This window comes from Pseudomonas fluorescens, from assembly GCF_001623525.1.
Classification (GTDB): Bacteria; Pseudomonadota; Gammaproteobacteria; order Pseudomonadales; family Pseudomonadaceae; genus Aquipseudomonas; species Aquipseudomonas fluorescens_Q.
On sequence record NZ_CP015225.1, the window covers coordinates 1,793,927 to 1,818,569 of the forward strand.

Annotated in this window: 25 protein-coding genes; 11 read left to right on the forward strand and 14 right to left on the reverse strand. The window is 61.7% G+C overall.

Going from position 1 to position 24,643, the window contains the following annotated elements; all coding sequences use genetic code 11:
- Positions 1–27: 27 nt before the first annotated feature.
- The 5 genes from TK06_RS07720 to TK06_RS07740 all read left to right on the forward strand — a co-directional run bounded on the left by TK06_RS07720 (position 28) and on the right by TK06_RS07740 (position 3,120).
- Positions 28–831, forward strand: a complete 804-nt coding sequence (locus tag TK06_RS07720; protein WP_063321574.1) for a sulfite exporter TauE/SafE family protein — start codon at positions 28–30, stop codon at positions 829–831.
- Between the two features lie 43 nt (positions 832–874).
- Complete coding sequence (locus TK06_RS07725; protein ID WP_063321575.1) at positions 875–1,309, forward strand: YeeE/YedE family protein; 435 nt, start codon at positions 875–877, stop codon at positions 1,307–1,309.
- 2 nt (positions 1,310–1,311) lie between these two features.
- Positions 1,312–1,731, forward strand: a complete 420-nt coding sequence (locus tag TK06_RS07730) for a DUF6691 family protein (protein WP_063321576.1) — start codon at positions 1,312–1,314, stop codon at positions 1,729–1,731.
- Positions 1,732–1,744: 13 nt separating this feature from the next.
- On the forward strand, positions 1,745–1,933 hold the full coding sequence (locus TK06_RS07735) for a YgaP family membrane protein (RefSeq protein WP_063321577.1): 189 nt from the start codon (positions 1,745–1,747) through the stop codon (positions 1,931–1,933).
- Between the two features lie 95 nt (positions 1,934–2,028).
- Positions 2,029–3,120 carry an ArsO family NAD(P)H-dependent flavin-containing monooxygenase gene (locus TK06_RS07740; RefSeq protein ID WP_063321578.1) on the forward strand — a complete coding sequence of 364 codons (1,092 nt, stop codon included), beginning with the start codon at positions 2,029–2,031 and terminating at the stop codon, positions 3,118–3,120.
- Between the two features lie 45 nt (positions 3,121–3,165).
- Here TK06_RS07740 and TK06_RS07745 read toward each other — a convergent pair whose 3' ends face one another.
- The 7 genes from TK06_RS07745 to TK06_RS07775 are packed head-to-tail and all read right to left on the reverse strand — an operon-like array spanning position 3,166 to position 9,460.
- The gene (locus TK06_RS07745) at positions 3,166–4,533 is read right to left on the reverse strand and encodes a sensor histidine kinase (protein WP_063321579.1); all 1,368 of its coding nucleotides are present in this window, start codon (positions 4,531–4,533) and stop codon (positions 3,166–3,168) included.
- Positions 4,530–5,192, reverse strand: a complete 663-nt coding sequence (locus tag TK06_RS07750; RefSeq protein WP_003201124.1) for a response regulator — start codon at positions 5,190–5,192, stop codon at positions 4,530–4,532. Before TK06_RS07750 ends, TK06_RS07745 begins: the two co-directional genes overlap by 4 nt.
- Positions 5,193–5,203: 11 nt before the next feature.
- A complete protein-coding gene (locus TK06_RS07755; protein WP_057448105.1) occupies positions 5,204–5,848 on the reverse strand; it encodes a tetratricopeptide repeat protein in 645 nt (214 codons plus the stop codon).
- A complete protein-coding gene (locus TK06_RS07760; RefSeq protein ID WP_063321580.1) occupies positions 5,845–6,654 on the reverse strand; it encodes an SDR family oxidoreductase in 810 nt (269 codons plus the stop codon). Before TK06_RS07760 ends, TK06_RS07755 begins: the two co-directional genes overlap by 4 nt.
- The gene (locus TK06_RS07765) at positions 6,641–7,315 is read right to left on the reverse strand and encodes a TenA family transcriptional regulator (RefSeq protein WP_063321581.1); all 675 of its coding nucleotides are present in this window, start codon (positions 7,313–7,315) and stop codon (positions 6,641–6,643) included. The genes TK06_RS07760 and TK06_RS07765 overlap by 14 nt, the downstream gene beginning before the upstream one ends.
- Complete coding sequence (locus TK06_RS07770; protein ID WP_063321582.1) at positions 7,312–8,793, reverse strand: AMP-binding protein; 1,482 nt, start codon at positions 8,791–8,793, stop codon at positions 7,312–7,314. Before TK06_RS07770 ends, TK06_RS07765 begins: the two co-directional genes overlap by 4 nt.
- On the reverse strand, positions 8,783–9,460 hold the full coding sequence (locus TK06_RS07775; RefSeq protein ID WP_063321583.1) for a thermostable hemolysin: 678 nt from the start codon (positions 9,458–9,460) through the stop codon (positions 8,783–8,785). The genes TK06_RS07770 and TK06_RS07775 overlap by 11 nt, the downstream gene beginning before the upstream one ends.
- Positions 9,461–9,704: 244 nt before the next feature.
- Between TK06_RS07775 and TK06_RS07780 the strand changes: the two genes are divergently transcribed.
- Positions 9,705–11,411 (forward strand): amidase, encoded by a 1,707-nt coding sequence (locus tag TK06_RS07780; RefSeq protein ID WP_063325096.1) that lies wholly within the window; start codon positions 9,705–9,707, stop codon positions 11,409–11,411.
- A gap of 164 nt (positions 11,412–11,575) precedes the next feature.
- Here the strand turns inward: TK06_RS07780 and TK06_RS07785 are convergent, their stop codons facing one another.
- Positions 11,576–12,430, reverse strand: coding sequence for a LysR family transcriptional regulator (locus TK06_RS07785; protein ID WP_063321584.1), 855 nt, complete (start codon positions 12,428–12,430; stop codon positions 11,576–11,578).
- A 74-nt stretch (positions 12,431–12,504) separates the two neighbouring features.
- Between TK06_RS07785 and TK06_RS07790 the strand changes: the two genes are divergently transcribed.
- Positions 12,505–13,461, forward strand: coding sequence for a DMT family transporter (locus tag TK06_RS07790; protein ID WP_063321585.1), 957 nt, complete (start codon positions 12,505–12,507; stop codon positions 13,459–13,461).
- A gap of 91 nt (positions 13,462–13,552) precedes the next feature.
- Positions 13,553–13,951 (forward strand): VOC family protein, encoded by a 399-nt coding sequence (locus tag TK06_RS07795; RefSeq protein WP_063321586.1) that lies wholly within the window; start codon positions 13,553–13,555, stop codon positions 13,949–13,951.
- 23 nt (positions 13,952–13,974) lie between these two features.
- Here the strand turns inward: TK06_RS07795 and TK06_RS07800 are convergent, their stop codons facing one another.
- Positions 13,975–14,907 carry a LysR family transcriptional regulator gene (locus tag TK06_RS07800; RefSeq protein WP_063325097.1) on the reverse strand — a complete coding sequence of 311 codons (933 nt, stop codon included), beginning with the start codon at positions 14,905–14,907 and terminating at the stop codon, positions 13,975–13,977.
- A gap of 148 nt (positions 14,908–15,055) precedes the next feature.
- Between TK06_RS07800 and TK06_RS07805 the strand changes: the two genes are divergently transcribed.
- Positions 15,056–16,285 carry an MFS transporter gene (locus TK06_RS07805; RefSeq protein ID WP_063321587.1) on the forward strand — a complete coding sequence of 410 codons (1,230 nt, stop codon included), beginning with the start codon at positions 15,056–15,058 and terminating at the stop codon, positions 16,283–16,285.
- A 201-nt stretch (positions 16,286–16,486) separates the two neighbouring features.
- On the opposite strand, the gene TK06_RS07810 is transcribed toward TK06_RS07805, so the two are convergent.
- The 5 genes from TK06_RS07810 to TK06_RS07830 form a co-directional block, all read right to left on the reverse strand.
- Positions 16,487–17,392, reverse strand: coding sequence for a LysR family transcriptional regulator (locus tag TK06_RS07810; RefSeq protein ID WP_063321588.1), 906 nt, complete (start codon positions 17,390–17,392; stop codon positions 16,487–16,489).
- On the reverse strand, positions 17,392–18,312 hold the full coding sequence (locus TK06_RS07815) for a LysR family transcriptional regulator (RefSeq protein ID WP_063321589.1): 921 nt from the start codon (positions 18,310–18,312) through the stop codon (positions 17,392–17,394). Before TK06_RS07815 ends, TK06_RS07810 begins: the two co-directional genes overlap by 1 nt.
- A gap of 78 nt (positions 18,313–18,390) precedes the next feature.
- Positions 18,391–19,020: a glutathione S-transferase family protein gene (locus tag TK06_RS07820; RefSeq protein ID WP_063321590.1), complete on the reverse strand. Its 630-nt coding sequence runs from the start codon at positions 19,018–19,020 to the stop codon at positions 18,391–18,393.
- A 185-nt stretch (positions 19,021–19,205) separates the two neighbouring features.
- Positions 19,206–21,260: a pyridoxamine 5'-phosphate oxidase family protein gene (locus TK06_RS07825; protein ID WP_063321591.1), complete on the reverse strand. Its 2,055-nt coding sequence runs from the start codon at positions 21,258–21,260 to the stop codon at positions 19,206–19,208.
- Between the two features lie 199 nt (positions 21,261–21,459).
- Entirely contained in the window at positions 21,460–23,067 is a 1,608-nt protein-coding gene (locus tag TK06_RS07830; protein WP_063325098.1) for an ATP-binding response regulator, read from the reverse strand.
- Between the two features lie 103 nt (positions 23,068–23,170).
- Here TK06_RS07830 and TK06_RS07835 point away from each other — a divergent pair, with 103 nt between their 5' ends.
- Both TK06_RS07835 and TK06_RS07840 read left to right on the forward strand, forming a co-directional pair.
- A complete protein-coding gene (locus TK06_RS07835) occupies positions 23,171–23,809 on the forward strand; it encodes a response regulator (RefSeq protein WP_063321592.1) in 639 nt (212 codons plus the stop codon).
- A 318-nt stretch (positions 23,810–24,127) separates the two neighbouring features.
- A complete protein-coding gene (locus tag TK06_RS07840) occupies positions 24,128–24,625 on the forward strand; it encodes a hypothetical protein (protein WP_086936597.1) in 498 nt (165 codons plus the stop codon).
- Positions 24,626–24,643: the final 18 nt, after the last annotated feature.

Sequence of the window (24,643 nt, forward strand, 5' to 3'; positions counted from 1 at the left end):
ATCGAACCTCTGCTCCAGGAGACCGAGATGATTGCAGTCCTGGTACTGGGCTTTGCGGTGGGCGTGATCCTGGCGCTGACCGGTGCCGGCGGCGGCATACTCGCCGTCCCGTTCCTGGTTTTTGGCGTGGGCTTGAGCATGGCCGAAGCTGGGCCCATTGGTTTGCTCGCAGTGGGCCTGGCCGCCACCCTGGGCGCCGTGATGGGCCTGCGCAATGGCATCGTGCGCTACAAGGCGGCGCTGTTGACGGCCAGTGCGGGGGTCATCTGCTCGCCGCTGGGCCTTTGGCTGGCGCAGCGCACGCCCAACCGTCCGTTGACGATCCTGTTTGCCTTGTTGCTGATGTACGTGGCGTTTCGGGCCTTGCAAAAATCACTGCCCGCTCGTGCCGGGGCAAAGGCATCCGCCGCGCGCAAACCGCCCCCCTGTGTCCTGGACGAAAATCGCGGCAAGCTGAACTGGACCGGCCCTTGTGCATGGGCGCTCACAGCGTCGGGCATGGTCGCCGGGGTGCTTTCCGGACTGCTCGGCGTGGGCGGTGGTTTCGTCATGGTTCCGGCGCTCCAGCGGTACACCAATTTGACCACGCAGTCGGTGCTCGCCACGTCACTGACCGTCATCGCTTTGGTCTCCATGTCGGGGGTGTTGGCGAGTTCGGCGATGGGGCACCTGCAATGGCCAATAGCGCTACCCTTTTCCATGGGGGCCATCGTCGGCATGCTCGGCGGGCGCCTGGTCGCCGCGAGGTTGCCGGAACCCTATCTGCAAAGAGGCTTCGCCCTGGTGTCCACGCTGGTAGCGGTCGCGCTGCTGGTAAAAGCCCTGGGTTGAATCGCCTGGTGGAATATCAATGATTGTGCATTGGAGAACGCTGATGAATCTTGACTGGCTCAACTTTACGCCGTGGTCATCCCTGGCCGGCGGCATGTTGATTGGCTTGGCGGCCGGCCTGTTCGTGGTCGCCAACGGCCGGATCGCCGGCATCAGCGGGCTGATCGGCAGCCTGCTGCAGCGAGGCAGCGAAGGGGTGGGCGAGAAGGCCCTGTTTCTCCTGGGCCTGCTCGTCGCCCCGCTGGTATGGGGCGTGTTTGCCACCTTGCCGCCGATCGAGTTCCAGAACGGCTGGTTCGGCCTCACTGTCGCCGGCCTGTTGGTGGGGATCGGCACTCGCTACGGTTCGGGCTGCACCAGTGGCCATGGCGTGTGTGGCCTGTCGCGCCTTTCACCGCGCTCGATGGTCGCCACGGCGTGTTTCATGCTCAGCGGTTTCGCCACGGTATTTGTCCTGCGTCACGTGATGGGGGTTTGAACATGCGCAAACTGACGGCATTCATCGCCGGCCTGCTCTTTGGTTTCGGGCTGCTCCTGGCGGGCATGGCCAACCCGAAAAAGGTGTTGGGTTTCCTGGACCTGGCCGGCACCTGGGATCCGTCCCTGGCGTTGGTGATGATCGGAGCGATTGGCACCGCCATTGTCCCCCTGGCTTGGGCACGCCAACAGACTCATTCGCTGCTGGGCAGCCCCATGCAGTTGCCGGTCAAGCGAGAACTGGACCCACGCCTGATCGGTGGCAGCCTGGTGTTCGGCATCGGCTGGGGCATTGCCGGCATCTGCCCTGGCCCCGCCGTGGCCATCCTGCTGACCGGACACTGGCAAGCCATTGTGTTCATGCTGGCCATGTTGGCGGGCATGTTGCTGTTCACCGTGCTGGAAACCCGGCGCGTCCATTGATCAGGAGATTGCCATGAAAGCCAACATTGGAACCATTGACCGGGGCGCACGTATTGCCGTGGGGCTTGTCCTTATAATTCTGGCCCTGACGGGCTCGATCGGCGCCTGGGGCTGGATTGGCCTGGTGCCACTGGCCACGGGTATCTTTCGCGTCTGTCCGCTCTATTCGTTATTGGGCATCAAGACCTGCAAACGTTGCTGAAGCGTACAACGGCCTTTCTCCTGGAGCGGCCATTGACGTCGCAAGCCCCTCTTGGAGCCTTGCAACGGGCTCCCTCAACCAAAGGATTCGCCGCCATGCCCTGCTCACAGCCCGAGACATTTGACGTAGTCATCATCGGCGGGGGCCAAGCAGCCTTGGCGGTGGCCTATTTCCTGCGGCGCACGCCTCTATCATTCGTCATCCTCGATGCCCAGGAGGGACCCGGTGGTGCCTGGCGGCATGGCTGGAACTCGCTGCGACTCTTTTCCCCGGCGACCTGGAGTTCGATCCCCGGCTGGATGATGCCCCCCTCACAGGATGGCTATCCGTCGCGAGACCATGTGGTCGACTACCTCACGCAGTATGAACAGCGCTATGGATTCCCCGTGGTGCGGCCGGTACAGGTCACCCGTGTGGAACCCACCGAAACGGGCTTGCGCGTATATGCCACGGACAAGCACTGGGATGCCCGGGTCGTGGTCAGCGCAACGGGCACCTGGAGCAACCCCTACATCCCTCGCTATCTTGATGCGGCCTTGTTCGCCGGCCAGCAACTGCATTCGGCGAACTATGTCGAGGCGGCCCCGTTCGCCGGCAAGAAAGTCCTGGTGGTGGGCGGCGGCAATTCAGGGGCACAGATTCTGGCCGAGGTATCGAAAATCGCCGAGACCACTTGGGTCACCCCCATCGAACCACTGTTCCTTCCTGACGAGGTCGATGGGCGCGTGTTGTTCGAGCGCGCCACCGAACGCTGGAAGGCCCAGCAGGAAGGTCGCGTCATCGACCAACCCGTGGGAGGGTTGGGTGACATCGTCATGGTACCGCCGGTAATCGAGGCCCGTGAACGCAACGTCCTTCAGGCCGTCAGGCCTTTCGAGCGCTTTACCCGCAACGGCGTGATCTGGGCCGACGGCCGCGAATCAGCCGTGGACGTGCTGATCTGGTGCACCGGATTCAGGCCCGCCCTACAGCATCTGGATGCGCTGGGGGTGCTCAACAACGACGGCCGTGTGGAGGTCGAGGGCACCCGCTCGATACAAGAGTCCAGGCTGTGGCTGGTCGGCTACGGCGAGTGGACGGGGTCGGCTTCCGCCACCCTGATTGGCGTTACACGCACGGCACGCAGCACGGTGGGCGAGATAGTTGACTTTCTCGCCCGGCAATCCATGGCCGATGCGCCTGCTTGAAGCACCGCACGGGACCGGCCACCTGTCATGGCGGCGGAAAATCGCTTAGAAGCGCCCAATTTCCAAGGTCGCACACAGCCCACCCTCGGTGCGATTCTCCAAGCGTATGCGCCCTCCCAGACGATCCGCGATGGTGCGTACGATCGTCAGCCCCAAGCCCGCCCCTTGGTCATTGCCGCGGCTGTAGAACCGCTCGAAGAGCCGCTCACGCTCGGCCTCGTCGATACCCGGCCCCTGGTCTTCGACTGACAGCTCGTAGTGATCGCCCTTCCTGGCCAGGCGTACGGTGATCGTGCCGTTGACCGGCGAAAAATTGGCCGCATTGGTCACCAGGTTGTTCAAGGCGATGTCGATGGCCACCGGATCGATTCGAACCGGGCCGATGTCATCGCTGACATCCAGCACCGGCTCGAGCCCCTTGCTCAACAACCAGGGTGTCATTTGCACCAGGCTCGCCCGAACCGTGGCGGCCAGGTCGATGACCGCAGGCGTCGGCACACCTGCCTGCGGTTCAAGCCGCGCCATGGTGAGCAGTTGATTGACCAAACGCGTGGTGCGATCGACGCCAGCGATCAGGTGTTCCAGGGACTCGCAACGGCTTTGCTCGCTCCCCGGCTCCATCAGGTTCTGCGCATGCACCCGCAGCACCGCCAACGGCGTACGCATTTCATGGGCGGCGTCGGCAATGAAACGCCGCTCACGGCCCATCACCTCCTGGATCTGCGCCAAGACGCGGTTGAGGGCCGCCTGCATGGGCTCAAGCTCCGTAGGGAGCGGCATCATTTGCAGGGGCTCCAATGAGCCGGGATGCCTGGCCCGCAACTTCGCCGCCATATCGACCAGGGGTTTGAGCCCCCAGCCGATGGCCAGCCAGATCACGGCCGCAAGCACCACGCTGCCGATCAGGTTGGGGACGACGGTGTGACGAACAATGCGGTCGACCAGGTCGGCACGCACGTCGTCGCGCTCACCCACCCAGATCTTCAAGCCGTATTGCGCGTCGTCGAGGACGAACGCCCGCCACTTACGGTTTTTCTGGTCCACGACCTCACTGAAGCCAGGCGCGCTCGGCGGTGAGGTGAACGACGGTGCGCTGGAGGTATGAACCAGCACCGAACCCTGTGAGTTCCAGACTTGAAAAGCAATCTTGCTTTCATAGGGATGGCCATCGACCCTGGGAGCCGCCTGCCCCAGCGCCGAATTGAACGCCTGATACAACTCGGCGTGCTCCTTGCTCGCCATCGGCATGCGCATCACGCCCTGCAATAACCGGGCATTCTGCGCCAACTGGGCATCGTAGACCTCGGCGATTTCGTGGTTGCTGTCATGCAGGTTGAATACGGTGATGATCAACAGGCCAAGGAACAGCAGGCCAAGAATCAACGTGAGGGTGCGACGCCGGATCGAACTCATCGACGCTCCTCCACCAGGTATCCGACCCCGCGAATGGTGCGGATCAGGTCGGTGGAGAATTTCTTGCGCAGGTGATGGATGTGCACTTCCAGCGTGTTGCTCTCGGCCTCCTCGCTCCAGCCGTAGAGCAGTTGCATCAGATGATCGCGAGTCATGACGCGCCCCGGCGGCGAGAGCAGCTCATGGAGCAACTGATACTCCTTGGGCGTCAGGGCCACCGGCTTGCCTTGGTAACTGACTTGCTGGGTACCTGGGTTCAGGCTGATGCCGGCATGTTCGATCAACGCTTGGGCGCGACCGGCGCTGCGACGCAACAAGGCCCGTAGCCGGGCCTTGAGTTCCGCCAGATCGAAGGGCTTGACCAGATAATCGTCGGCTCCTGCGTCCAACCCGGCGATACGATCCTCGGTGGCATCGCGGGCAGTGAGGATCAGCACCGGCAGGTTGGAGCCGCTGTCACGCAAGCGCCGCAACACTTGCAGGCCGTCCATGCGTGGCAGGCCCAGGTCGAGCACCGCCAGGTCGAATGTTTCACTGAGCAACGAATGCAAGGCGCTGCTGCCGTCCTGCACCCAGTCGACGGTATAACCTTCGCGACTCAGGGCCTGATGGATGCCCTCGCCCAGGGCCACGTCGTCCTCAATCAGTAATAAACGCACATCCGCTCCTGTCAGTTCAGTTGCTTGTTCACATCCACCAGTAAGGCGTCGATCTCCTTGCGGCGCCCGGCATCGGCCGTTTCCCGACCTGGCCGCGGTGCTGCCTGCAAGGCTTTTTGCAACGCTGCCTTGGCTTCGCTATAGCGCTTCTGACGGTAGAGGTGATCGCCCCAAAAGTACAGGCTGTCGATGCCGTTCGGGTTGAGTTGCAACGCCTGCTGGAGCAATTGCTCGGCCTTGTCCGAGTCGCCGAAACCCAGGGGCCAGCCCGGCACCCGGTCGTAGAGCGCGCCGAGACTGGTGTAGGCCGAGCCTTGCAGGGCCTTGGGGTCCAGGGTCAGGGCTTTTTCCAGGTCGCCCTTGGCATCCTTGACCTTGCCCAGTGCACCGATCCCACCCTTGGCACCGGCCCAACTGCTGTTGACGATGCCAGACCAGATCCACGCTTCGGCCACCGATTGGCGCTCCTGCTTGAACGCCGAGGCCTGGACGGCGAGTTTTTCAAACGCATCGGCACGTTGGCCTTCGGGCACTTCATATTGAATATGGGCCCAACTCTGCTGGATGTCGCTGAGACGTTGCTGGTCGGCCGCCTCCAACGCCCAGACGCTTTGGCTCAGGGTGCCGATCAACAGGCAAGCGAGGATTTTTTTCATGGCTTGAGATGCTCGTTTTCGGGTTTGTGACTGAGACGGCGCACCAGTGGCAACTGCTTGCGCAGGCCACGGTCCACCAGGTTGGGCAGCAGGCTGTTGAGGCCGACGAAAAAGCGTTCGGGCCAGCCCAGATACAACTCGCGTCGGTCGCCGATAATCGCGTGGATCACCGCCGCCGCCACGGTTTGCGGGTCGTCGACGTTGGCCTTGAGCGCTTGGTTGAGCGCATCGGCCGCCGGGCTGTTCATCGAGGTACGGGTGGCCCGGGGCGCTACGTAGAGCACCCCGACCCGGGTATCGGCCAACTCCCGGCGCAAGGCTTCGGAAAAACCGCGCAAGGCAAACTTGCTGGCGCAGTAGCTGGCATAGCCCGGGTAGCCGATTGATCCATAGGTCGAGCCCACGTTGACCACCATCGCACTGTCAGCCTGCTTGAGCAGTGGCAAGAGCAGTTTGGTCAGGCAAATCGGCGCGCTGATGTTCAGCGCCAGCATGGCGTTGATCTCGCTGTCGTCGAGTTGTTCGAGCATGGCGAAGTGGTTCACGCCGGCGGCATTGATCAGCAGGTTGATACCGCCCAGAGCCTCGGCGGCGACCAGTACTTTGCGCCGGTCGACGAGGAAGGTCAGGTCGGCTTCGACCCAGCTCAAGTGCTGCGGATAACGCTCCAGCAACGGCTGCAAGGCTTCGTGATGCCTGGCCACGGCCAGCACCCGCGCACCACTGGCGCACAAGGCGGCGGCGATGGCCTGGCCGATTCCGCCGCTGGCGCCGGTCAGCACGACACGCGCATCACACAAGCGCATGTTCATGCTCCCCGTCACGCGGCAGGCCGCGGAACATGTCGGTGTACAGCCGGTACACCACCTTGGAGGCATGGATCACCGCAGCCTGGTCCGCCGGATCCTCCAGCCGGTTCATCAAGCCGCGATAGGTCTGCATATGCTCGATGTCGAGCGAACCATGGGAGCTGAGGTAGCTGAACGCCGTGGGTGGCAATTCCAGGCGCTGCCGGATGCTGTCGGCGGCGTGGGTCGCCAGAGCGATACTGGTGCCTTCCAGCACATTGACCATGCCGAACAGGCCCACAGGGTTGCCTCGGGCGATCAAGTCGTAGAGGTAACTGACCATCAGCTCAATGGGCAACGACGGCTGACCGTTGCGCACCGCTTCCTTATCGCCACCGCACACGGCAATGTCATCCAGCACCCATTGCTCGTGACCGTACTCTTCGTCGATGTATTCACACACGGCCTTGCGCAGCCATTCCAGATGCGCTGGCAGGCGCGCCCCGCAAGCCATCATCAGCGGTACGGTGTGGCGCACGTGGTAATACGCCTGGATCAGGAAACCCCGGTAACTGGCGAGGCTGACCTGGCCGTCGAGGGCGTCGCGGATGATCGGCAGATTGAACAGGGTCTGGCGCTCTTGCTGGGTGGCTTCTTGCAACGTGTCAAAAAAACTCATGATGGGGATTCCTCGGACAAGACAGATGAAGTGAGCTGCGCGCGGTAATGCTCGACGATGGCCTCCCGGCGTGGCCGGCCATTGGCGGTGAGCATGCCGTTGGCAGCGCTGAAGGGTTGGTCCAGGCGCGTCCAGCGATGGACCCGCGCGTAGTCGGGCAGCGTGTCGTTGGCCTTGGCTACGGCCAGCTCCAGCGTTTGATCCGTGCAGTCGGCCCGGGCGGGCCAGAGCAGTGCATGGTTGTGCGGCATGGCTTCGCCATAGACAAAGGCCTGGGCAATGTCACCGCCCTGGGTGAGTTCGGCTTCAACCCATTCGGGGTTCACGTTGCGACCGAAACTGGTGACGAACTGGTGCTTCTTGCGACCTCGCAGATAAAGGAAACCGTCTTCGTCGAACTCACCCAGGTCGCCGCTGGGCCACCATTCGCTGGCGTGCGGTGGCTCACCCAGGTAACCGAGCAGCGTCGAGCCCTTGATCAGGACTTCGCCGTCCTCGGCCAAGCGGATCTCCACATGGGGCAGCGGCTGGCCGACACTGCCGGCGCGATGAGCCTGTGGCCGATTGAGGCAGACCACCGAGGCGCATTCCGACAGCCCATAGCCTTCAAACACCGGCAGGCCAACACGCTGGGCCCGCTGCAACAAATCGTGGGACACCCGTGCCCCGCCAACGGCGGCGAATCGCACGATGTGCGGGTTGAACATCTTTTGTTCGGCAGCCATGACCAACATCAGCAGCAGCTGCGGAACCAGGATCAGGCTCTGCGCCCGACGCTCGGCCAGGCATCCCAGCAGCCGCGTCGGGTCGACCCCACTGGCGCCCTGGATGCCGAGGGTTTTCTGGCTGGGCAGGCTCAGCATGGCGCCGGCATACAACGCCGCATAGCAGCCAAGGTTTTCCAGCAAAATCGCCAGGGGCAGTAACGCCAGGTGATGCCTGGCCTCGACCGGCTGGCTGGCCTGCTCCAGTTCACGGGCCACCCGCAACAGGCTGTCGGCGCTCAGGCAGACGCCCTTCGGCGTGCCGGTGGTGCCAGAGGTGAACGTCAGCTTGGCGGTGCCTGCCGGCAGACGGCTCGGTCCGTCGAAGTGCCGTCGCCAGAACTCGCCACTGTGTTGGTATCCGGCAGCTTGCAGTTCCGCTTCGAACGCGGGCTCGGCAATCACCCGCTCGGCCTGGCTCTGTTCCAGGCAGTGTCGACGTTGAGCCTGGCTGAAAAAACCGGGCAGGATGACGCAGGTCAGCCCTTCGAACAGTGCAGCAAGGTCCCAGAGCATCGCTTCGATGCCGTTATCCAGCGCCAGGGCGACAACATTGATGTGTTCATCGCGCAAGCGTTGCTGGCGGTACACCACTTCGGAATAAAGTGTCGCGTAGTCGAGCTGCGAGCCGTCGCCCCACAGTGCCACGGCATGGCCCCTGCGCTCGGCATGACCACGCAGAGTGCGCTTGAAGCGTTCCATTTCAGGCGACATGGCTGGTTTCTCCGAGGTCCGTCGGCAGTCCCAGGCGATCGAACAGGCCGGTATTGCGCAGATGAATGAAACCGGCGCGGATGTTTCCGACATGAACCCACGGCTGGCTCTCGTAGTAGCGGCCCCAGAGATGACGGTCCTCGCCGAGGCGCTGCGGGTCTGCCGGGCACAGCGTCACAGGCTTGAGGCCCAGGCGATGGAAGCTGTTGACCAGGCCGATGTTGCCAGTGAACGCAACCCACTCCAGGCCGCCCATGGCCAACAGATAAGTGATCGCTATGATGCTCAGCCGGGCGCTGCCCGTGTCGCTGGCGGCCAGGTTGCCAACCTCGACGATGCCAGCGCGGTCCACCGCACGATCGGCGGCGGCACTGATCAAGGGCTCGATGGGACTGTCCAGATAATGTTCGAGGAACAGCGGCCCCTGGGCGGCCCGGCGCACGCCAGCGGCTGCGCAGAGCGTGCCGTGGACATCGTCGAGCCCGAACAGCTCCGGCATGAAGTGACGAATATCGGCACCGTGGACCTGGCGGAAACGCTGCTGGATGAACGCCTCGAACTCAGCTCGCCGGGCTTGTCCCGGCAACGCCCGGTGCAAGTGCCGAACCGGCGGGCCGGCATCACCGAAGGCCAGCGGCAGGTGGATGTTCCAGTCGAAATCGGGCATGGGTCAACGTTCTCCCTCGGGCTATTGGGAGCAAGTATCGAGGCCGTTTCTTAACGAAGTCTGAAGGTGGCAAATTTTCGGCTCGTTCGAGAGACAGTCCGGTCAAACCTGACTGCCCCTGATCGCTATTCCGTAGTACAGTGCGCAAGTCCGATAAATATCCACTTTGAGATGACCTGAAGTCTCAGGAGCAGCTTCAATGGAACCGAACACCCCGCAATCCCTCTGCCGCGGCGCTAACAGCATGATCGAAATCACCGAAGCCTCCATTGCCCAATTGCGCGCTGCGCTGGAGTCGGGCCAGACGACCGCGGTGGCGCTTGTCCAGGCCTACCTCGCCAGGATCGATGCCTACGACGGCCCCGACACGCCCACAGCCCTCAACGCGGTGGTGGTGCGCAACCCCGATGCATTGAACGAGGCCCGGGCCTGCGATGCCCGTCGGGCCAGCGGCCAGACCCTGGGGCCGCTTGACGGCATTCCCTATACGGCCAAGGACAGTTACTTGGTCAAGGGGCTCACTGCCGCTTCCGGCAGCCCGGCGTTCAAGGACCTGGTTGCTTATCGCGATGCGTTCACCATCGAACGGCTTCGCGCCGCCGGGGCGATCTGCCTGGGCAAGACCAACATGCCGCCCATGGCCAACGGCGGCATGCAGCGCGGGGTGTATGGCCGTGCCGAGAGCCCGTACAACGGCGACTACCTCACCGCGCCGTTTGCCTCCGGCTCCTCGAACGGTGCGGGCACGGCAACCGCCGCCAGTTTCGCGGCGTTCGGCCTTGCCGAAGAAACCTGGTCGAGCGGGCGCGGTCCAGCGTCGAACAATGGCTTGTGCGCGTATACGCCGTCGCGCGGGGTGATCTCGGTGCGTGGCAACTGGCCGTTGACGCCGACGATGGACGTCGTCGTGCCCTTCGCCAGGACCATGGCCGACCTGCTCGAAGTGCTGGACGTGGTGGTCGCCGAGGACCCGGACACCCGTGGCGACCTGTGGCGCCTGCAACCCTGGGTGCCGATTCCGAGCGTTGATTCAGTTCGTCCGGCCTCGTATCCGAGCCTTGCCAGCAACCCAAGTGCGCTGGCAGGCGTTCGGTTCGGCGTTCCTCGGATGTACATCAACGCCGACCCTGAAGCGGGCACGGCCCAAGCCCCCGGCATCGGCGGCCCGACAGGGCAGCGAATCATCACCCGCGCCTCGGTGATCGAGCTCTGGGAGCAAGCGCGCAAGGCGCTTGAGGCCTGTGGCGCCGAAGTGGTCGAGGTGGATTTCCCCCTGGTGTCCAACTGCGAGGGCGATCGTCCTGGCGCACCTACGGTATTCACCCGCGGCCTGGTTTCCAAAGAGTTCCTGCACCATGAATTGTGGGACCTGTCGGCCTGGGCATTCGATGACTTCCTGCGGGCCAACGGCGATCCGAAGTTGAATCGCCTGGCCGACGTCGACGGACCGAAGATCTTCCCCCACGACCCGGGCACCCTGCCCAACCGGGAGGATGATCTGGCGGCCGGCATGGATGAGTACGTGAAGATGGCCCAGCGGGGCATCACGCCGTGGGACCAGATCCCGACCCTGCCCGACGGCCTGCGTGGGCTTGAACAGACACGTCGAATCGATCTGGAGGACTGGATGGAGCGGCTGGGCCTGGACGCGGTGATCTTCCCGACTGTCGCCGACGTCGGGCCGGCGGATGCGGACGTCAACCCGACATCTGCCGATATCGCCTGGAGCAATGGGGTCTGGGTCGCCAACGGCAACCTTGCCATCCGCCATCTGGGCGTGCCTACGGTCACCGTGCCGATGGGCATCATGGCGGATATCGGCATGCCCGTCGGGCTGACGTTCGCTGGCCGCGCCTATGACGATTCGACGTTATTGCGACTGGCTTCGGCGTTCGAATCGATCGGTTCAAAACGCCTGATCCCGCCGCGGACGCCGCCGCTGTCGGCTTGATCGTCTAGCGGGCTCGGTCTTGTCTTGGGGCTGCTGCGCAGCCCAGCGGGAGCAAGCTCCCTCGCCACAAAAAGCAGCGTTCGACTTGATTTTTGAGTACGGGCGCAACCCCGTGGCGAGGGAGCTTGCTCCCGCTGGGCTGCGCAGCAGTCCCTAGACCGCTTCTACAGCCGGAAATACTGTTGCATCGCACGGGAAAGCAGGTTCACGGCCTCATCGCCGTGTGACGCCTGGGCTCGCATGAACACCACCTCGTGCTCCTTGATGACCGGAAGGCCTTCGAGGATCTGCATGGCATCTGTTACGCGCGCGCGGTCTATCAGGCTGACCGCCAACCCCGCTTCCACACACGCCTTGACGGCCTGGTTGGAGGGGCTTTCCAGAACGACTCGGGTCCTGCGGCCGCTTTGCCTGAGGGCCTCCATCATCGCTTGCCGATAAGGGCATTGCGCCGCATGCACCGCCAACGGCAGTGGCGCCATCGGGGCCATCGTCGTGTGGACCGGACCAACCCAGACCGGCGTGGTGGAAACCAGCACTTGCCCTCCAGCACTGGCCTGCCCCTTCGGCTGCACAACGACCGCTGCCTGGAGCTGGCCGCGCTGCACCAGGTCACGTAACGCGTAACTTGGCGCGGTCTTGAGTTCCAGCACCACGTTGGGCCACGCGGCGGCGAAGGCCGGGAGGATGTCGCGGATGACATGCTCGGCGTATTCATCCGGCACCCCCAACGTAATGCGTCCCGCCAGCCGGGCTCCGTGCAGATCGGCCAGCACCCGGTCATGGGTGCTCAGCAGTTCCGTCGTCGCCACGAGCAGACGCTTGCCCAACGCGGTGAGGGATACCGATTGATTGTCCCGGTTGAGCAAACGCCCGCCAGCGACCGCCTCCAGGCGCTGAATATGCACGCTGACCGCCGCCGGGCTTTTGTGCAGTTGTTCTGCCGCCGCACTGAATTTGCCGATTCGCGCCACCGCATGAAAGGTACGGATCAAGTCGATATCGAGTATGGCCGTCATGATTCAATCTTCGTGAAGTACTGATGCATTACATTTTGATTTATTAGATTACGTCGGTTTCGTAGCCTGTGGTCATGAACCCGACTAAATCGATGAGCTGCCCTTCACTGCCCAAGCCCGACTGGCACTGGCTGATTCCATTGCCACTGCTCGAAGCCGCGTTGCTGCTGACGTGGAGCTCCGGCTTCGTTGGCGCGCGTTTTTCCATTGATTACGCGCCAGCATTGCTGGTGGTGTTCTGGCGTTGCGTCGTGGTCACACTCGTCCTGTTGCCCTTCGTCGCCAGAGCGCTGCGCCGAACCTCGCCCGTCGTGCTGTTGAAAAATGCCGGCATCGGCCTGCTGGCGATGGCGGGCTACCTGGCCGGTATCACCCAAGGCATTGCGCTGGGTGTGCCGGCGGGCCTGGCCGCACTAGTCGCTGATCTGCTGCCGATGGGCCTGGCGCTGTTGGCTGCGAGCGTACTCAAGCAACGACTGGCCTGGCAGGTCTGGGCCGGCCTACTTATCGGCCTGCTCGGCGTCATGCTGGTGACCCAAGGCGCGCTGGCGTGGGGCAACGCGCCCTGGTGGGCCTATGGCCTGCCGCTGCTTGGCATGCTCTCGCTCGCCGTCGCGACTCTGTGGCAGAAATACCTACCCTGCGCGCAATCACTGGGCCTGTTGCCTAACCTGTGGCTGCAATGCTGCGTTTCGGGCCTGGCCTTCGCCCTGGTCGAAGCTGCCCATGGCAGCCTCGCCCCGATACCCAGCACCGGCTTTGCACTGAGCGTCTTGTGGACTGCGGGCCTGTCGACGATGGGCGGCTATGGGCTCTACTGGCTGTGTCTGCGCCGCGCGACCGCCACCCGGGTCGCCAGCGTCCTGTACCTCAGCCCGCCCATTACGATGCTCTGGGCCTGGGTCATGTTCGACGAACCGCTTTCATGGCAGATGGTGTCGGGGATGGCGGTGTCCGGGATTGGCATCTGGCTGGTCGTCGGCACCGAAGCCCGGCAGGCCAGGCGTCCGGCGCCTGAGCCGAAGCGCTAACCGCCCGGACTTGGCAGCGGGATGATACCTGTGGCAGCGTAGGCTGGAATTTCAAACAACCCTCACGCCCACAGGCAAAACGGTAGCCATTATGATCTCGCACGTGTTTCTAGGTATCGGCGATTTTGATCGCGCCTTCGTGTTCTATTCAAAAATCATGACCGGGCTGGGCCTGACATTGAAATTTAGCGACGCCCACAAAGGCTGGGCGGGCTGGGTTGCCGAGCATTCACCTCGTCCGATTTTCGTGGTTGGAAAACCCTTTGACGGCAAGATGCACGAACCCGGCAACGGACAAATGGTGGCTCTGCTTGCCCCCAACCGGGAAGCCGTGAGGAACAGCTACGCGACAGCACTGGCACTGGGAGGGACGTGTGAGGGAGAACCCGGCTTGAGACCCCACTACCACCCCGACTATTACGGCGCCTACTTTCGAGATCTCGATGGCAACAAGCTTTGTGTCTGTTGCCATGATTCGGTGTCGACTTAGTCGTGGCACCACAGGCAGAACTTCTAGAGTCGTTGCCCCCGCCCTGCTGCCGTCTGAGCCAAACTGGCCGTCAGCACGTCCAATAAAGCCGCGACCTTGGGAAGCGTCCCACGGTTTTTCTGCCAGGCAAGATTGATCGCCATTCCATCGGTTGCCCACTGCGGCAGCACTTCAACCAACGTCCCCTCATCCAGTTGTCGCTGGACCAACCAGGACGGTAATTGGGCAATACCGCAACCCGCCAATACCGCAATCACCAGGCCCTCGCCATCGCCCACCACCAGCGTTGGCGAGACCTGTTTCCTGAGCGTTTCGCCCCGATGCCCGGCAAAATTCCAGGGGCTGACGTTTCCATCCGGCCAACCATAGGCGATGCACTGGTGATGTTCCAGATCGAGGTCGATCAGGGGCGTGCCATGCCTGGCCAGGTACGCAGGGGACGCACAGAAAATATGCCATTCGCTGCCAAGGTGGCGATGCCCCCACGTGGCCGGCCAAATGTCCGCGCCTCCCAAACGGATCACGATGTCCACGCCTTCCTGCACAGGATCGATAAAACCGTCGGAGAAGGAAAGGTGTGGCACCAGTTGCGGGAAGTCCTGCAGGCATCGCAAGACGATAGGCAGCACCTGGGATCGGCCGAAGGCGCCCGGAAGGTCGATCCGAACCCTGCCACGTGGCTCGGTGTTTTCAGCGTGCAGCGACCACTCAGCCTCTTCCAGGTCCGCGAGCACGCCTGTGCAGGTACGAAGAAAGGCGCGTCCTGCATCCGTCAGCGAAACACGTCGAGTCGTACGTTCGAACAGTCGAACCCCAAGTCGGCTCTCCAGGCGAGCAACGCTTTTGCTGATCGCAGAACTGGTCAGGCTCATCCGCTCAGCGGCAGCCTTGAAGCTGCCGGACTCGGCGACACAGACAAATACATCGATCCCCTTCAATCGCTCCGAGGAAAACATGGACATCCTTATTCATGAACTGAATTCAATCAACTGGAGAAAAAGCATCATAAATCAGAACTGGCTTCCTCAGTAAGCTTGGTTGCCGTGTGTCCGTCCGCGCGACAACGCTGCTCCCTATAAACATCTCCGGTCGTATGAGGCAAGGATGCTCGCCACCCTTAAAAACTACCCCGCGTCAGTCAACCTGCTGCTCTCGGCGTCACTCATCCTGACGCTGGCCCGGGCAATCACACTGCCCTACCTGGTCATCTACCTGTCGGGCAACTTTGGATTGAACGTTGCCGACATCGGCCTGGTGATCGGCAGCACATTGATCATCGGTTCCCTGTTGAGCCTCTACGGTGGATTCCTGGTGGACAACGTGTCCAGCTACCGACTCATTCTGGTGTTCAGCGGATTATTCACGGCGGGGTTTCTCGGAACGTTTCTGGCTCGCGATCTCTGGCTGTTCTACAGCTGCCTAGTGCTGATCAACCTGGCTTATGCCGTGATCGATATCGCGGTCAAGGCAGGATTCGGCAGCTTGCTCGCGGTGGCCGAGCGCAGCGAAGCGTTCTCGATCAAATACACGCTGACCAACATCGGCTATGCCGTTGGGCCATTTCTCGGGGCGGGAATAGCCGATCTGGACATCAGCTTGCCATTTTTATTGTCCTGCATGCTCGGTGCCGGGTTCTGCCTGGTCTATTTTGTCTGGGGCGACAGGGACCTGGCAGTCGTCGATGCGAGCCACTGTCGGAGCGAGCTGGCTCGCGAAAGCGCTAAACCCGTGCCTTTCCTGGCCGTGGGCAAGCTTCTGCTGCGCGATTACCGCTTAGTGTGCTTCACCCTCGGCGGCCTGCTCAGCGCAGTGGTCTTCGGCCAGTTCACGGCCTATCTCTCCCAGTACCTGGTGGTCACTACAACAGCGCAGTCCACCTACCGCATCATCAGCGCCCTTGTGACGACCAACGCGCTGATGGTGATCAGCCTGCAATACGTCATTGGCCGAAAAATTTCCCACCGTCATCTGAACCTGTGGCTGGCAGCGGGGCTGAGTCTGTTCATCCTCGGCTTGGCCGGCTTCGCCGTGGCCGATACCCTCCTGCTCTGGGTGATCGCCATGGCGGTGTTCACGGTCGGAGAGATCATCGTCTTCCCCACTGAATACATGTTCATCGACAACATCGCGCCCGACCACCTGCGCGGCATGTACTACGCTGCGCAGAATCTCGGCAACCTCGGCGCCGCCTCCGGGCCGGTGCTGTGTGGCGTCGTATTGGCAACGCAGCCACCTCACTACATCTTCTACATGCTCGCCCTGTTCATTGTTGCCGGTGGTGTGTTTTATTTCCTGGGAACTTGTCGGCTGATCGACTCGCCGGCCAAGACGTAATGCATGGCCTGTGACGATCGGTACGACGATCCAACGTTTCATTGCCTGGCGGCGCATTCCGGACGCCGCTGAGACCCAAGCCGTTACCGAGTTCTTTTGCCACTGAGGTGATCGCTTAGCCGGCGCTTGATAAAACCTTCAGCACCCCCATCACAAAGGCGCCAGCCTTCGCCAGCAACGTGCCCAAGCGCGAGCTGATACTCAAGAAACATCCGCTCGCAGGGCCGGGTGCTCGCGCAGGCGCTCGACGATGTAGTCCACGAAGCTGCGCACGCGCATCGGCGCCTTGCTTCTTTCGCGGTAGACCACATGAACCGGTATCGAGGGCGGTTCATAAGGTTGGAGGACCCGGCGCAAGCGTCCGCTGTTCAGATAGTCGTGCAGTGGATAGTTCAAGCAGCGCATCAACCCAGCCCCATGAGCCGCCGCATCGATGGCCGTTTGCAGCGTGGCGCAGTTGAGCCGCGTGCGTGCCTTGAGACCGCTGGCCGGCTGATGGAAAGGCCACTGGACCCAATCCTGATTGGCCTGTGTGGCGATCAGTCGATGATTGTGCAGATCCTGCGGCACAACCGGTTCACCATGAAGCGCCAGGTAGCCAGGACTGGCGCAGACGAGTGAACGAACGCTGCCGACCGGTCGTGCGATCAATGAGCAGTTGGGCAGGTGCCCCACCAGCACCGCCACATCCAGCCCTTCCTCATGCATGTTCGGAAAACGATCGTGGTAGTGGGCGAATATCCTGATCTCGGGGTACTGATCCATGTAGCCGGCCAGCACCGGGGCCATGACATAGCGGCTGAACAGCAAGGGCAACAGGATCGTCAGGTTGCCTTGGGCCTGGACATGCCAGCCCTTGGCCGATGCCTCGGCCTCGTCAATCGCCCTGAGGATCCGTGAACAGTCAGCCATGAAGCCGATCCCGGCTTCAGTCAGCACGACCCCGCGCGTGCTGCGCAACAGTAACTGCACACCCAGTCGCGCCTCCAACCGAGCGATGGCACGCATCACGGTCGGTCCGGAAACGTTGAGGCGCTGGGCTGCCGAAGCGAGACTGGGGCACTGCGACAGCGCATGGAACATCAGCATTTCATGGTGGCGAGCCATCAGGCGAGGCCTTTTACGACAGGCTTGAGCGTGACGTCGTCCCCCAACCGATCAGCGAGAAAGTCGACGAACGTGCGCACCTTGGCCGGCACTCGATTGCTCTTCTGATACACCACGTGAATCGGCAACGCTGGCGGCTCGAACGCCTTGAGCACCACCTCAAGTTCCCCATCGGCGACCTGCCGGGCTACTTGATAGGACAAGACCCGGGTCACGCCCCAACCCTGGCAGGCGATATTGATCGCCGCCTGATTCGCGGTCACCACCAGGCGTGGATCAAAGCGCAAGCTCAGCGAACTGGCCTCGTCCATGAACTGCCAGTGGCTCAGCAAATGACTGGCCGAAGACATCACGATGTTGGCCTTGCTCAACTCACCAGGATGCGTTGGCCGTCCGTGTCGCTGGAAATAGGCCGGGGCACCACAAATCACCTGGCGCACTTCACCAACCTTGATGGCGTGCTGATTGTTTTCCTGCAAATGACCGATGCGGATCGCCACGTCGATGCCTTCGTCGGCGATGTTCACCACGCGGTCGACCAACAAGGCGTTGAGGTGTACCGAGGGAAATTGATCCAGGTAATCCGTCAGCAAAGGCGCGATGTACAGCTCGCCAAACAGCACCGGAGCGGTGACCGTCAGATACCCGCAGGGGATCGAATAGCTGCCGGCAGCAGCCTCCTCGGCTTCATCGAGCTCACTCAGGATCCGTCGGCAATCTTCCAGGTAGCGTTGCCCCGCTTCGGTCAAGTACACCTTGCGGGTGGTGCGCGACAACAGCTGGGTGCCAATCCGCTCCTCCATCGCCGCAATGGCGCGCGTCACGCTTGGCGGTGAAATACGCAGTCGGCGGGCAGCAGCGGCGAACCCTTCCTCCTCGGCCACCGCCATGAAAACCTGCATTTCCTGAAAGCGATCCATGGGTGGTCCAGTCTTGAGGGCACGTGGCTTGAATGGACTTGCCGGAAGATGCCCCCCGACAAGCACCCGCGGTTTGAATCAGGCTTGCTGCAAGCCCTTGGCGGTACGTTGCATGCCGACGAAATTCGGCAAGGCTTCGATGCTGCCCAGCCAGGCCCGGACATTCGGGTAGTCGGTCAGCGCGACGTTGCCTTCCGGCGCATGGGACACGTAGGTGTACGCGGCCACATCAGCGATGGTTGGTTGCTCACCGGCCAGGAACCGGCTTTGCCCCAACTCCGTCTCCATCACCTTCAACAGGGCATGGGAGCGCTTGATGGCGTCTTCGGCGTCATAGCCGGCGCCGAACACGGTGATCAACCGGGCGTTGGCCGGCCCCTGGTTGATCTGGCCCGCCGCCACCGACAGCCAGCGCTGCACCCGCGCCTGGGCAAGCGAATCACTGGGCAGCCATTGCCCCTTGCCATACTTGGTCGCGAGGTAGACCAGGATCGCGTTCGAGTCGGCCAGGACGGTGCCGTTATCGTCAATCACCGGCACCTGGCCAAAGCTGTTGATGGCGAGAAACTCCGGCGTCTTGTGCTCACCTTTCATCAAGTCCACGAATATCAACTCGGTTGGCAAGCCAAGCAGCGAGAGCATCAGCTCGACACGATGGGCGTGCCCCGACAGCGGGTGGCGATAAAGTTTGATCGCTTTCTCAGACATGACGTACTCCATGTTGTTTTGGGCTCGAAGCGGTGATCGCGTCGATGGCGCTATCCTCTGCTCCTGTCCCGGACAGCGGAATAACCAGCTTCTACAATCCAGCATTTCATCCGGTGAAACAGTCGGACGGTCAGCCTAGTGGCCTGTACGGTTAATTCGAGTACACGAATCAGCCACGCAGGCCACTAGACCTCCAGCACCAACGGCTCGCTCCCCTGGGCCGGTACGGCGCAACAGATCAGCACCTCACCTTCGCCGACCGGTTCGGCCGGCTGGCTCAGGTAATGCACCTGGCCGCGGCTCAAGCGAGTTTTGCAGGTGCCACAGGAACCGCCGCGGCAACTGAATTCCGGGTTAAGGCCGCGCGCTTCGGCCAGCTCCAGCAGCGTCCCACTGCCCGGTTCCCAACGTGCCTCCTTGCCGGAACTGGCGAACAAGACCTTCACCGCTTCATTCGCGGCCGGCACTTGCTCTGGCGCCGGCATGCTCACTTCGAGATCTCGCACAAGCGTCGAGGGCCCGAAGGTTTCCGCGTGGATGCGATCGTCAGGAATGCGCAGTTTGCGCAGCCCGTCGTACAACGCCTGGGTAAAGCTGCCCGGCCCGCACAAATAGAAGTCGTAGTCGTTGAGCGGCAGCAGCTTCTTGAGCAGTTCCACATCGATCCTGCCGGCCAGGTCATAGACCTCAGCGCCCCCTCCATCAGTGGGTGGCTGGCTGACCAGGCGCAGGACCTGTAGCTTGTCGCCGGCACGGGCGGCCAGTTCGTCGATCTCGTCACGGAAAGCCAGGTCGGCCACCGAACGAGCGCTTTGCACCAGCCAGACCGGGCGCATGCGGCTGATGCGTTGGCCCTGGTAAACCACCTCGCGCAACATCGACAACAGCGGCGTGATGCCTACCCCCGCTGCCAGCAAGACCAACGGACGCCGCTCGGTGGCCTGGACGGTGAAATGGCCCTGAGGCGCCCGCGCCTCAATCTCGTGCAGCGCCTGCACCTGATCATGCAGGTGGGAAGACACCGAGCCATCGCGCTTGACGCTGATACGCAAGAAATCATCCGACGGCGCACTGGATACGCTGTAGGTCCGGATCGATGGAGCGTTCTGCCCCTCCAACAAGATCCTCACCGGCAAATGTTGCCCGGCTTCAAACCGGGGCAAACCCAAGCCATCGCTCGCCTGCAGGTAGAACGAGCGAATGTTGTGGCTTTCATCCACCACCCGCGCAACACGCAACGCCCGCCAGCGGCTACGCAGCGCCTCGGCCTGCAAGCGCTCGGCGGCCTGCGCCCAACTGCCGGTCATCATCGAATTGGGCGAGTCGCCTTCGTCCTGGTCCTTCCAGCGCAGCGCAATGGCTGCTGGGCGATACACGATGCGTTGCGGGATAAAGCGCAGCAGCCGCTCGGCGCCCTGGAACGCGCTGATCTCGGGGTCGTCCAACAGCACTTGCGCCGAGCCGCTCATTTGCAGCAGATCGCCTGTCCGGAAATCGACGAACACCAGCCCGGCCCTTGGATTGAGCAGAATGTTGCCCAGCGTGTTGAAAAACAGGTTGCCGGAAAAGTCCGGGATGGTCAGCGATCCGTCTTCATCCATGCGCACAAACCCCGGCTTGCCACCACGGTGGGAAGCATCGACCTGCTGCTCGCCATCGCGTACCACGTAGGTGGCGATATAGAACGAATCGGCCGCCGTCACCAGGCGCCGCACCAGCGGGTCGGACAGGGTCAGTTGACGCGGCGCAACGGCCTGCGCGTCGACAAAGTGGTACTGGCGCAAGTTGATGTAGCGAGGGCAGTTGCCATACGCCTGGCTCACTGAAATCTCGAGCCCCGGGTCGAGCTGACGACGTACGACACCGTTCATGCGGTTGCGTCTGCGGGTGTGCAACTCGATCCCCAGCATCCCGATGGCATCGCCCTCGCCCATGCCCTCCTGGGCCGGGTCGTTCGGCTCAGGTTCGAGTTGGATGTGCAGGGTCTGCGGATCGGGTGAGTTCATGAAGCCCGGTTGTCCCGCGCGCAGGGTCGCCCAGACGTCGCCTTGCCGATCCACCGCCCCCAGCACCACGAAAGGCAGTTGGGCGTAGAACTCCCGATGCTGGTCCGGCATCCAGGTACGCGCCAGTTGCCGTTGACCGACACTGGCCATCATGTCGACTGCCCCGACGGAGCGCTGCAAGGCCAGCTCTCCTTCGTGCCAGGGCGAGTTTTTTGCTTGCAAGGCTTCGTCCATCAGCTACTCCTCGCGCTCGCAGCATGAACGCCTGCGCCAGTGCGCTACGGTTGGGGAATCTCCGCCATCGTTTGCACGGCTGTGCAAGTGGCTGGAGTCATCTTCTGCCCAAAGCGACGGCGCAGGAATACGCACGAACTGCAATCCACCGTTTCATAAAATGGAATGGTGGAAGAACGAGCAATGGCCCCGACGGCGATCACGTCCTGATGCTGGCAAAGTTCTTGGTCAGCTCGAGCAAGGTCGCCCGCAACTCCGGCGGTCGCACGGGCTTGGCCAGGATCGAAATGTTCATGTGCTGCAGCGCATGGCGGATTCTCTCGATTTCATGGCCGGTCATGATCATGGCGGGGACTTCCCAGCCCCGTTGTTCGCGAATCGCGGCGATGCATTCGGAACCGGAGACCTTCGTGCCCAGGTCGAAGTCGGCAATGATGATGTCGCAGTCACTGGTCACGCCCACTCCGTCGCTGTGGGTTTCCACTTCGCACCCCCACTTCTCCAATAGCGCGGATGTCGCCATCAGCACGTTGGCGTCATCCTCTACCAGGCACACCCGCAAGCCTTGCAAACGGCTGTGCGCGGACACCGGCCTGTCTACCATCGCCCTTGGCGCGACCGTTTCCAGCCCCTGAATCATGGCGCGAGTACCCCTGCCGAGCCGGGAGTCCAGTTGGATGTCCAGATTGATCAGGTGGCTGATTCGCTTGACGATGGACAACCCCAGGCCCAGCCCCTCGACGTCTTTGTCACGAACGTGGCGCACCCGATAGAACTCCTTGAACACCTCGGGCAGGTGTTCGGCGGCAATGCCCCGGCCCTTGTCATAGATGACGATGGCCAGGCCACTGCCTTTCGGACGCACGCCGATCAACACCGGTTGGCCGGAGGCATATTTGAGTGTGTTGGAGACCAGGTTCTGCACCATGGTCGCCAACAGGCCGGCGTTGACATTGACCCAATGCCGGCAAGGCCGCAGGCGCAACTCGACACCGGCCCAGCGTGCGGCTTCGGTGTTCTGCTTGACCACATCTTGAAGCAGCGTGCCCAGGTGTACGGGTTCGGCCTGCGGTTCAAGCTGCCCGTTATCGAGGGTGTAGATATCGAGAATCGAACGAAACAGTTGCGAGACGATGTGCAACGAACGGTCGATGTTGTCCACCAGTCGCAACTCTTCCTGGCCCAACCGGGCATCGCGCAGGCAGGCGGTGAACAAGCCGATCGAGTGAATCGGTTGGCGCAAGTCATGACTGGCCTGGGCCAGGAAGCGGGATTTCTCCTGGTTCGCGGCAATCGCCTCTTCCGAAGCGATGCGGGTTCGGGTCAGCAGGATATGCGCGTAGGCGGGCACCACGATGGTGGTGACGATCAGCGTCAGGAACAGATAAGGTTGACCACGCCAGAACGGCGTGAGCAGGAAAATCACCACCAGGGTCGACAACGCGATAACGGTTGCCAGCGCCAGGTAGCGCGAACCGAAGCGCATGCCATTGCCCAACGTGACCCAGAGCAATGCAGCGTACACCGGTAGCGTACCCTCCCCACCCACGATCAAGGCAAAGGCAAGACTGGCATAATCCAGTGTCATGGCAAAAAGACGACGCAGGAAGAAGTGCCCGGGCCAGCGCTTGACCGCCATGCGTAGCGGGATAGCGGTGCCGAAGAAAAAGGTCATGTACCACAGGATCGGTACATAGGTTTCGAAGTCGCTGGCCAGAAAGGCCACCACAATGATGTAGAGCGCTGTACACGCCCCGACCGTCAATCTCAAGGTAGCCTGATCAAGCTCGCTATTCTTTTCCGTCATGGTCACTGGACTATTCCAACATGAAAGGTTGTTTCAAACTTGAAACCCAAGGGGGCAGTTTAGGTTACGATTCGTGAACTGGAAGATCAGAAGGATCTGAAGCATGACGTGCAGAGTAATTGTGGCAGATGACCACCCTTTGTTTCGCGAAGGTATGCTGAGAACCATTGAACGACTCATACCGACAGCATCCATAGAACAGGCTGGAAATCTGGACGAAGTATTGGCGCTGGCACGTTCCGGAGTGGAAGTGGACTCCCTGATACTCGACTTGCGCTTTCCCGGGATCAAATCGTTGCAAGTCATCGGCCAGTTGCGCGGTGAGTTCAAACGCACCTCGATCATTGTGGTTTCAATGGTGGATGATGTCGATGTTATTTCCCAGGTGATGGCGCTGGGTGCCGACGGATTCATCGGCAAGAATATCGACCCCGCCGCAATTGCCGACGCCATCAAGGCAATACGCGAAGGCGAAGTGGTGGTGAAGTATCAAGCCGAAAACACGATCCTGGACGATGCACTTTCCCAACTGACCGCGCGCCAACGGCAAGTGCTTGGCTTGATCGCCGCCGGCAAGACCAACAAGGAGATAGCCCGGGACCTGGGTATCTCCCCGTTCACGGTGCGCATCCATGTCTCAAGCCTGCTCAAATCCCTGGGTGTGCCCACGCGCGCGGCGGCTGCGGCGCAGTTTTCCAACTTCCCAAGCAATGGTGGATGGCCGGGAAAACAAGACAATTGAATGTATAACGGCGGCGAATATTAATTGAGCATCACCCTCCGTGCCGGCCCATCTCCGGGGCCATAGCACACTTGTACTATAGCGTCGCCCAGTACGCTCCCCCTAAGCTGTGGACGCTCCATAAAAAGGCTGTTCGAACAGCCAAATATAAAGAAAGCCAACATGCCATGCGCCGTGCAGTATCACTGTACCTATTGAAACGTCATGACGTGCGAAGCCTATGGATTTAATAAATCGATAGGCGGCGCAATGCTGAGTCAACTTCACCGTGCACGGTTGAAATGGAATGGTCCTGACATCAACTCAAGGTAAGTCATCATGTCCTTCAAATATGGAAAAACACTTAGAAATGGAATGACGCTGTGCATGCTGGCGGGCGTACTGAACGGTTGTACAAACACCGGCGACTTGGGTAACTTGATGGGTGCCTTGAATCAGGGTGCCCAGAAATACGACGTCTCTTACCTCAAGCAAACGATCATTCCGGGCAAGACGACAAAAGGCCAGATCACTCAAATGTTCGGCGCGCCGACGAATGAAGAGCTCAATTCGACCAGTACCAGCAACGAGTCGAACTGGACCTATGAAAAGAGTGATGAGGGCCTGGATAAGTACATGAAGCTGGCCCACAAGTACGTGTCGCCCGAGACGCGCCTGAAGATGTACGACACCTCGGCACAACTGTCCAAGGCACAAACCGTGGCCAACGACCTCAGCAGCGTGACCGGCACGAAAGCGGGCCAAAGCCAGACCCAGGGTTCGGTATTGACCATCTATTTCGTCGATGACGTCGTGAAGTACTACAGGGTCTACTGACGCAATGGCATTGCCTTT

Bases quoted from the DNA above. Each gene is read 5' to 3' on its own strand.
- TK06_RS07720 (WP_063321574.1), top strand. From the start codon at position 28: ATGATTGCAGTCCTGGTACTGGGCTTTGCGGTGGGCGTGATCCTGGCG.
- TK06_RS07725 (WP_063321575.1), top strand. From the start codon at position 875: ATGAATCTTGACTGGCTCAACTTTACGCCGTGGTCATCCCTGGCCGGC.
- TK06_RS07730 (WP_063321576.1), top strand. From the start codon at position 1,312: ATGCGCAAACTGACGGCATTCATCGCCGGCCTGCTCTTTGGTTTCGGG.
- TK06_RS07735 (WP_063321577.1), top strand. From the start codon at position 1,745: ATGAAAGCCAACATTGGAACCATTGACCGGGGCGCACGTATTGCCGTG.
- TK06_RS07740 (WP_063321578.1), top strand. From the start codon at position 2,029: ATGCCCTGCTCACAGCCCGAGACATTTGACGTAGTCATCATCGGCGGG.
- TK06_RS07745 (WP_063321579.1), bottom strand. From the start codon at position 4,533: ATGAGTTCGATCCGGCGTCGCACCCTCACGTTGATTCTTGGCCTGCTG.
- TK06_RS07755 (WP_057448105.1), bottom strand. From the start codon at position 5,848: ATGAAAAAAATCCTCGCTTGCCTGTTGATCGGCACCCTGAGCCAAAGC.
- TK06_RS07760 (WP_063321580.1), bottom strand. From the start codon at position 6,654: ATGCGCTTGTGTGATGCGCGTGTCGTGCTGACCGGCGCCAGCGGCGGA.
- TK06_RS07765 (WP_063321581.1), bottom strand. From the start codon at position 7,315: ATGAGTTTTTTTGACACGTTGCAAGAAGCCACCCAGCAAGAGCGCCAG.
- TK06_RS07770 (WP_063321582.1), bottom strand. From the start codon at position 8,793: ATGTCGCCTGAAATGGAACGCTTCAAGCGCACTCTGCGTGGTCATGCC.
- TK06_RS07775 (WP_063321583.1), bottom strand. From the start codon at position 9,460: ATGCCCGATTTCGACTGGAACATCCACCTGCCGCTGGCCTTCGGTGAT.
- TK06_RS07780 (WP_063325096.1), top strand. From the start codon at position 9,705: ATGATCGAAATCACCGAAGCCTCCATTGCCCAATTGCGCGCTGCGCTG.
- TK06_RS07785 (WP_063321584.1), bottom strand. From the start codon at position 12,430: ATGACGGCCATACTCGATATCGACTTGATCCGTACCTTTCATGCGGTG.
- TK06_RS07790 (WP_063321585.1), top strand. From the start codon at position 12,505: ATGAACCCGACTAAATCGATGAGCTGCCCTTCACTGCCCAAGCCCGAC.
- TK06_RS07795 (WP_063321586.1), top strand. From the start codon at position 13,553: ATGATCTCGCACGTGTTTCTAGGTATCGGCGATTTTGATCGCGCCTTC.
- TK06_RS07800 (WP_063325097.1), bottom strand. From the start codon at position 14,907: ATGTTTTCCTCGGAGCGATTGAAGGGGATCGATGTATTTGTCTGTGTC.
- TK06_RS07805 (WP_063321587.1), top strand. From the start codon at position 15,056: ATGCTCGCCACCCTTAAAAACTACCCCGCGTCAGTCAACCTGCTGCTC.
- TK06_RS07810 (WP_063321588.1), bottom strand. From the start codon at position 17,392: ATGGCTCGCCACCATGAAATGCTGATGTTCCATGCGCTGTCGCAGTGC.
- TK06_RS07815 (WP_063321589.1), bottom strand. From the start codon at position 18,312: ATGGATCGCTTTCAGGAAATGCAGGTTTTCATGGCGGTGGCCGAGGAG.
- TK06_RS07820 (WP_063321590.1), bottom strand. From the start codon at position 19,020: ATGTCTGAGAAAGCGATCAAACTTTATCGCCACCCGCTGTCGGGGCAC.
- TK06_RS07825 (WP_063321591.1), bottom strand. From the start codon at position 21,260: ATGGACGAAGCCTTGCAAGCAAAAAACTCGCCCTGGCACGAAGGAGAG.
- TK06_RS07830 (WP_063325098.1), bottom strand. From the start codon at position 23,067: ATGACGGAAAAGAATAGCGAGCTTGATCAGGCTACCTTGAGATTGACG.
- TK06_RS07835 (WP_063321592.1), top strand. From the start codon at position 23,171: ATGACGTGCAGAGTAATTGTGGCAGATGACCACCCTTTGTTTCGCGAA.
- TK06_RS07840 (WP_086936597.1), top strand. From the start codon at position 24,128: ATGTCCTTCAAATATGGAAAAACACTTAGAAATGGAATGACGCTGTGC.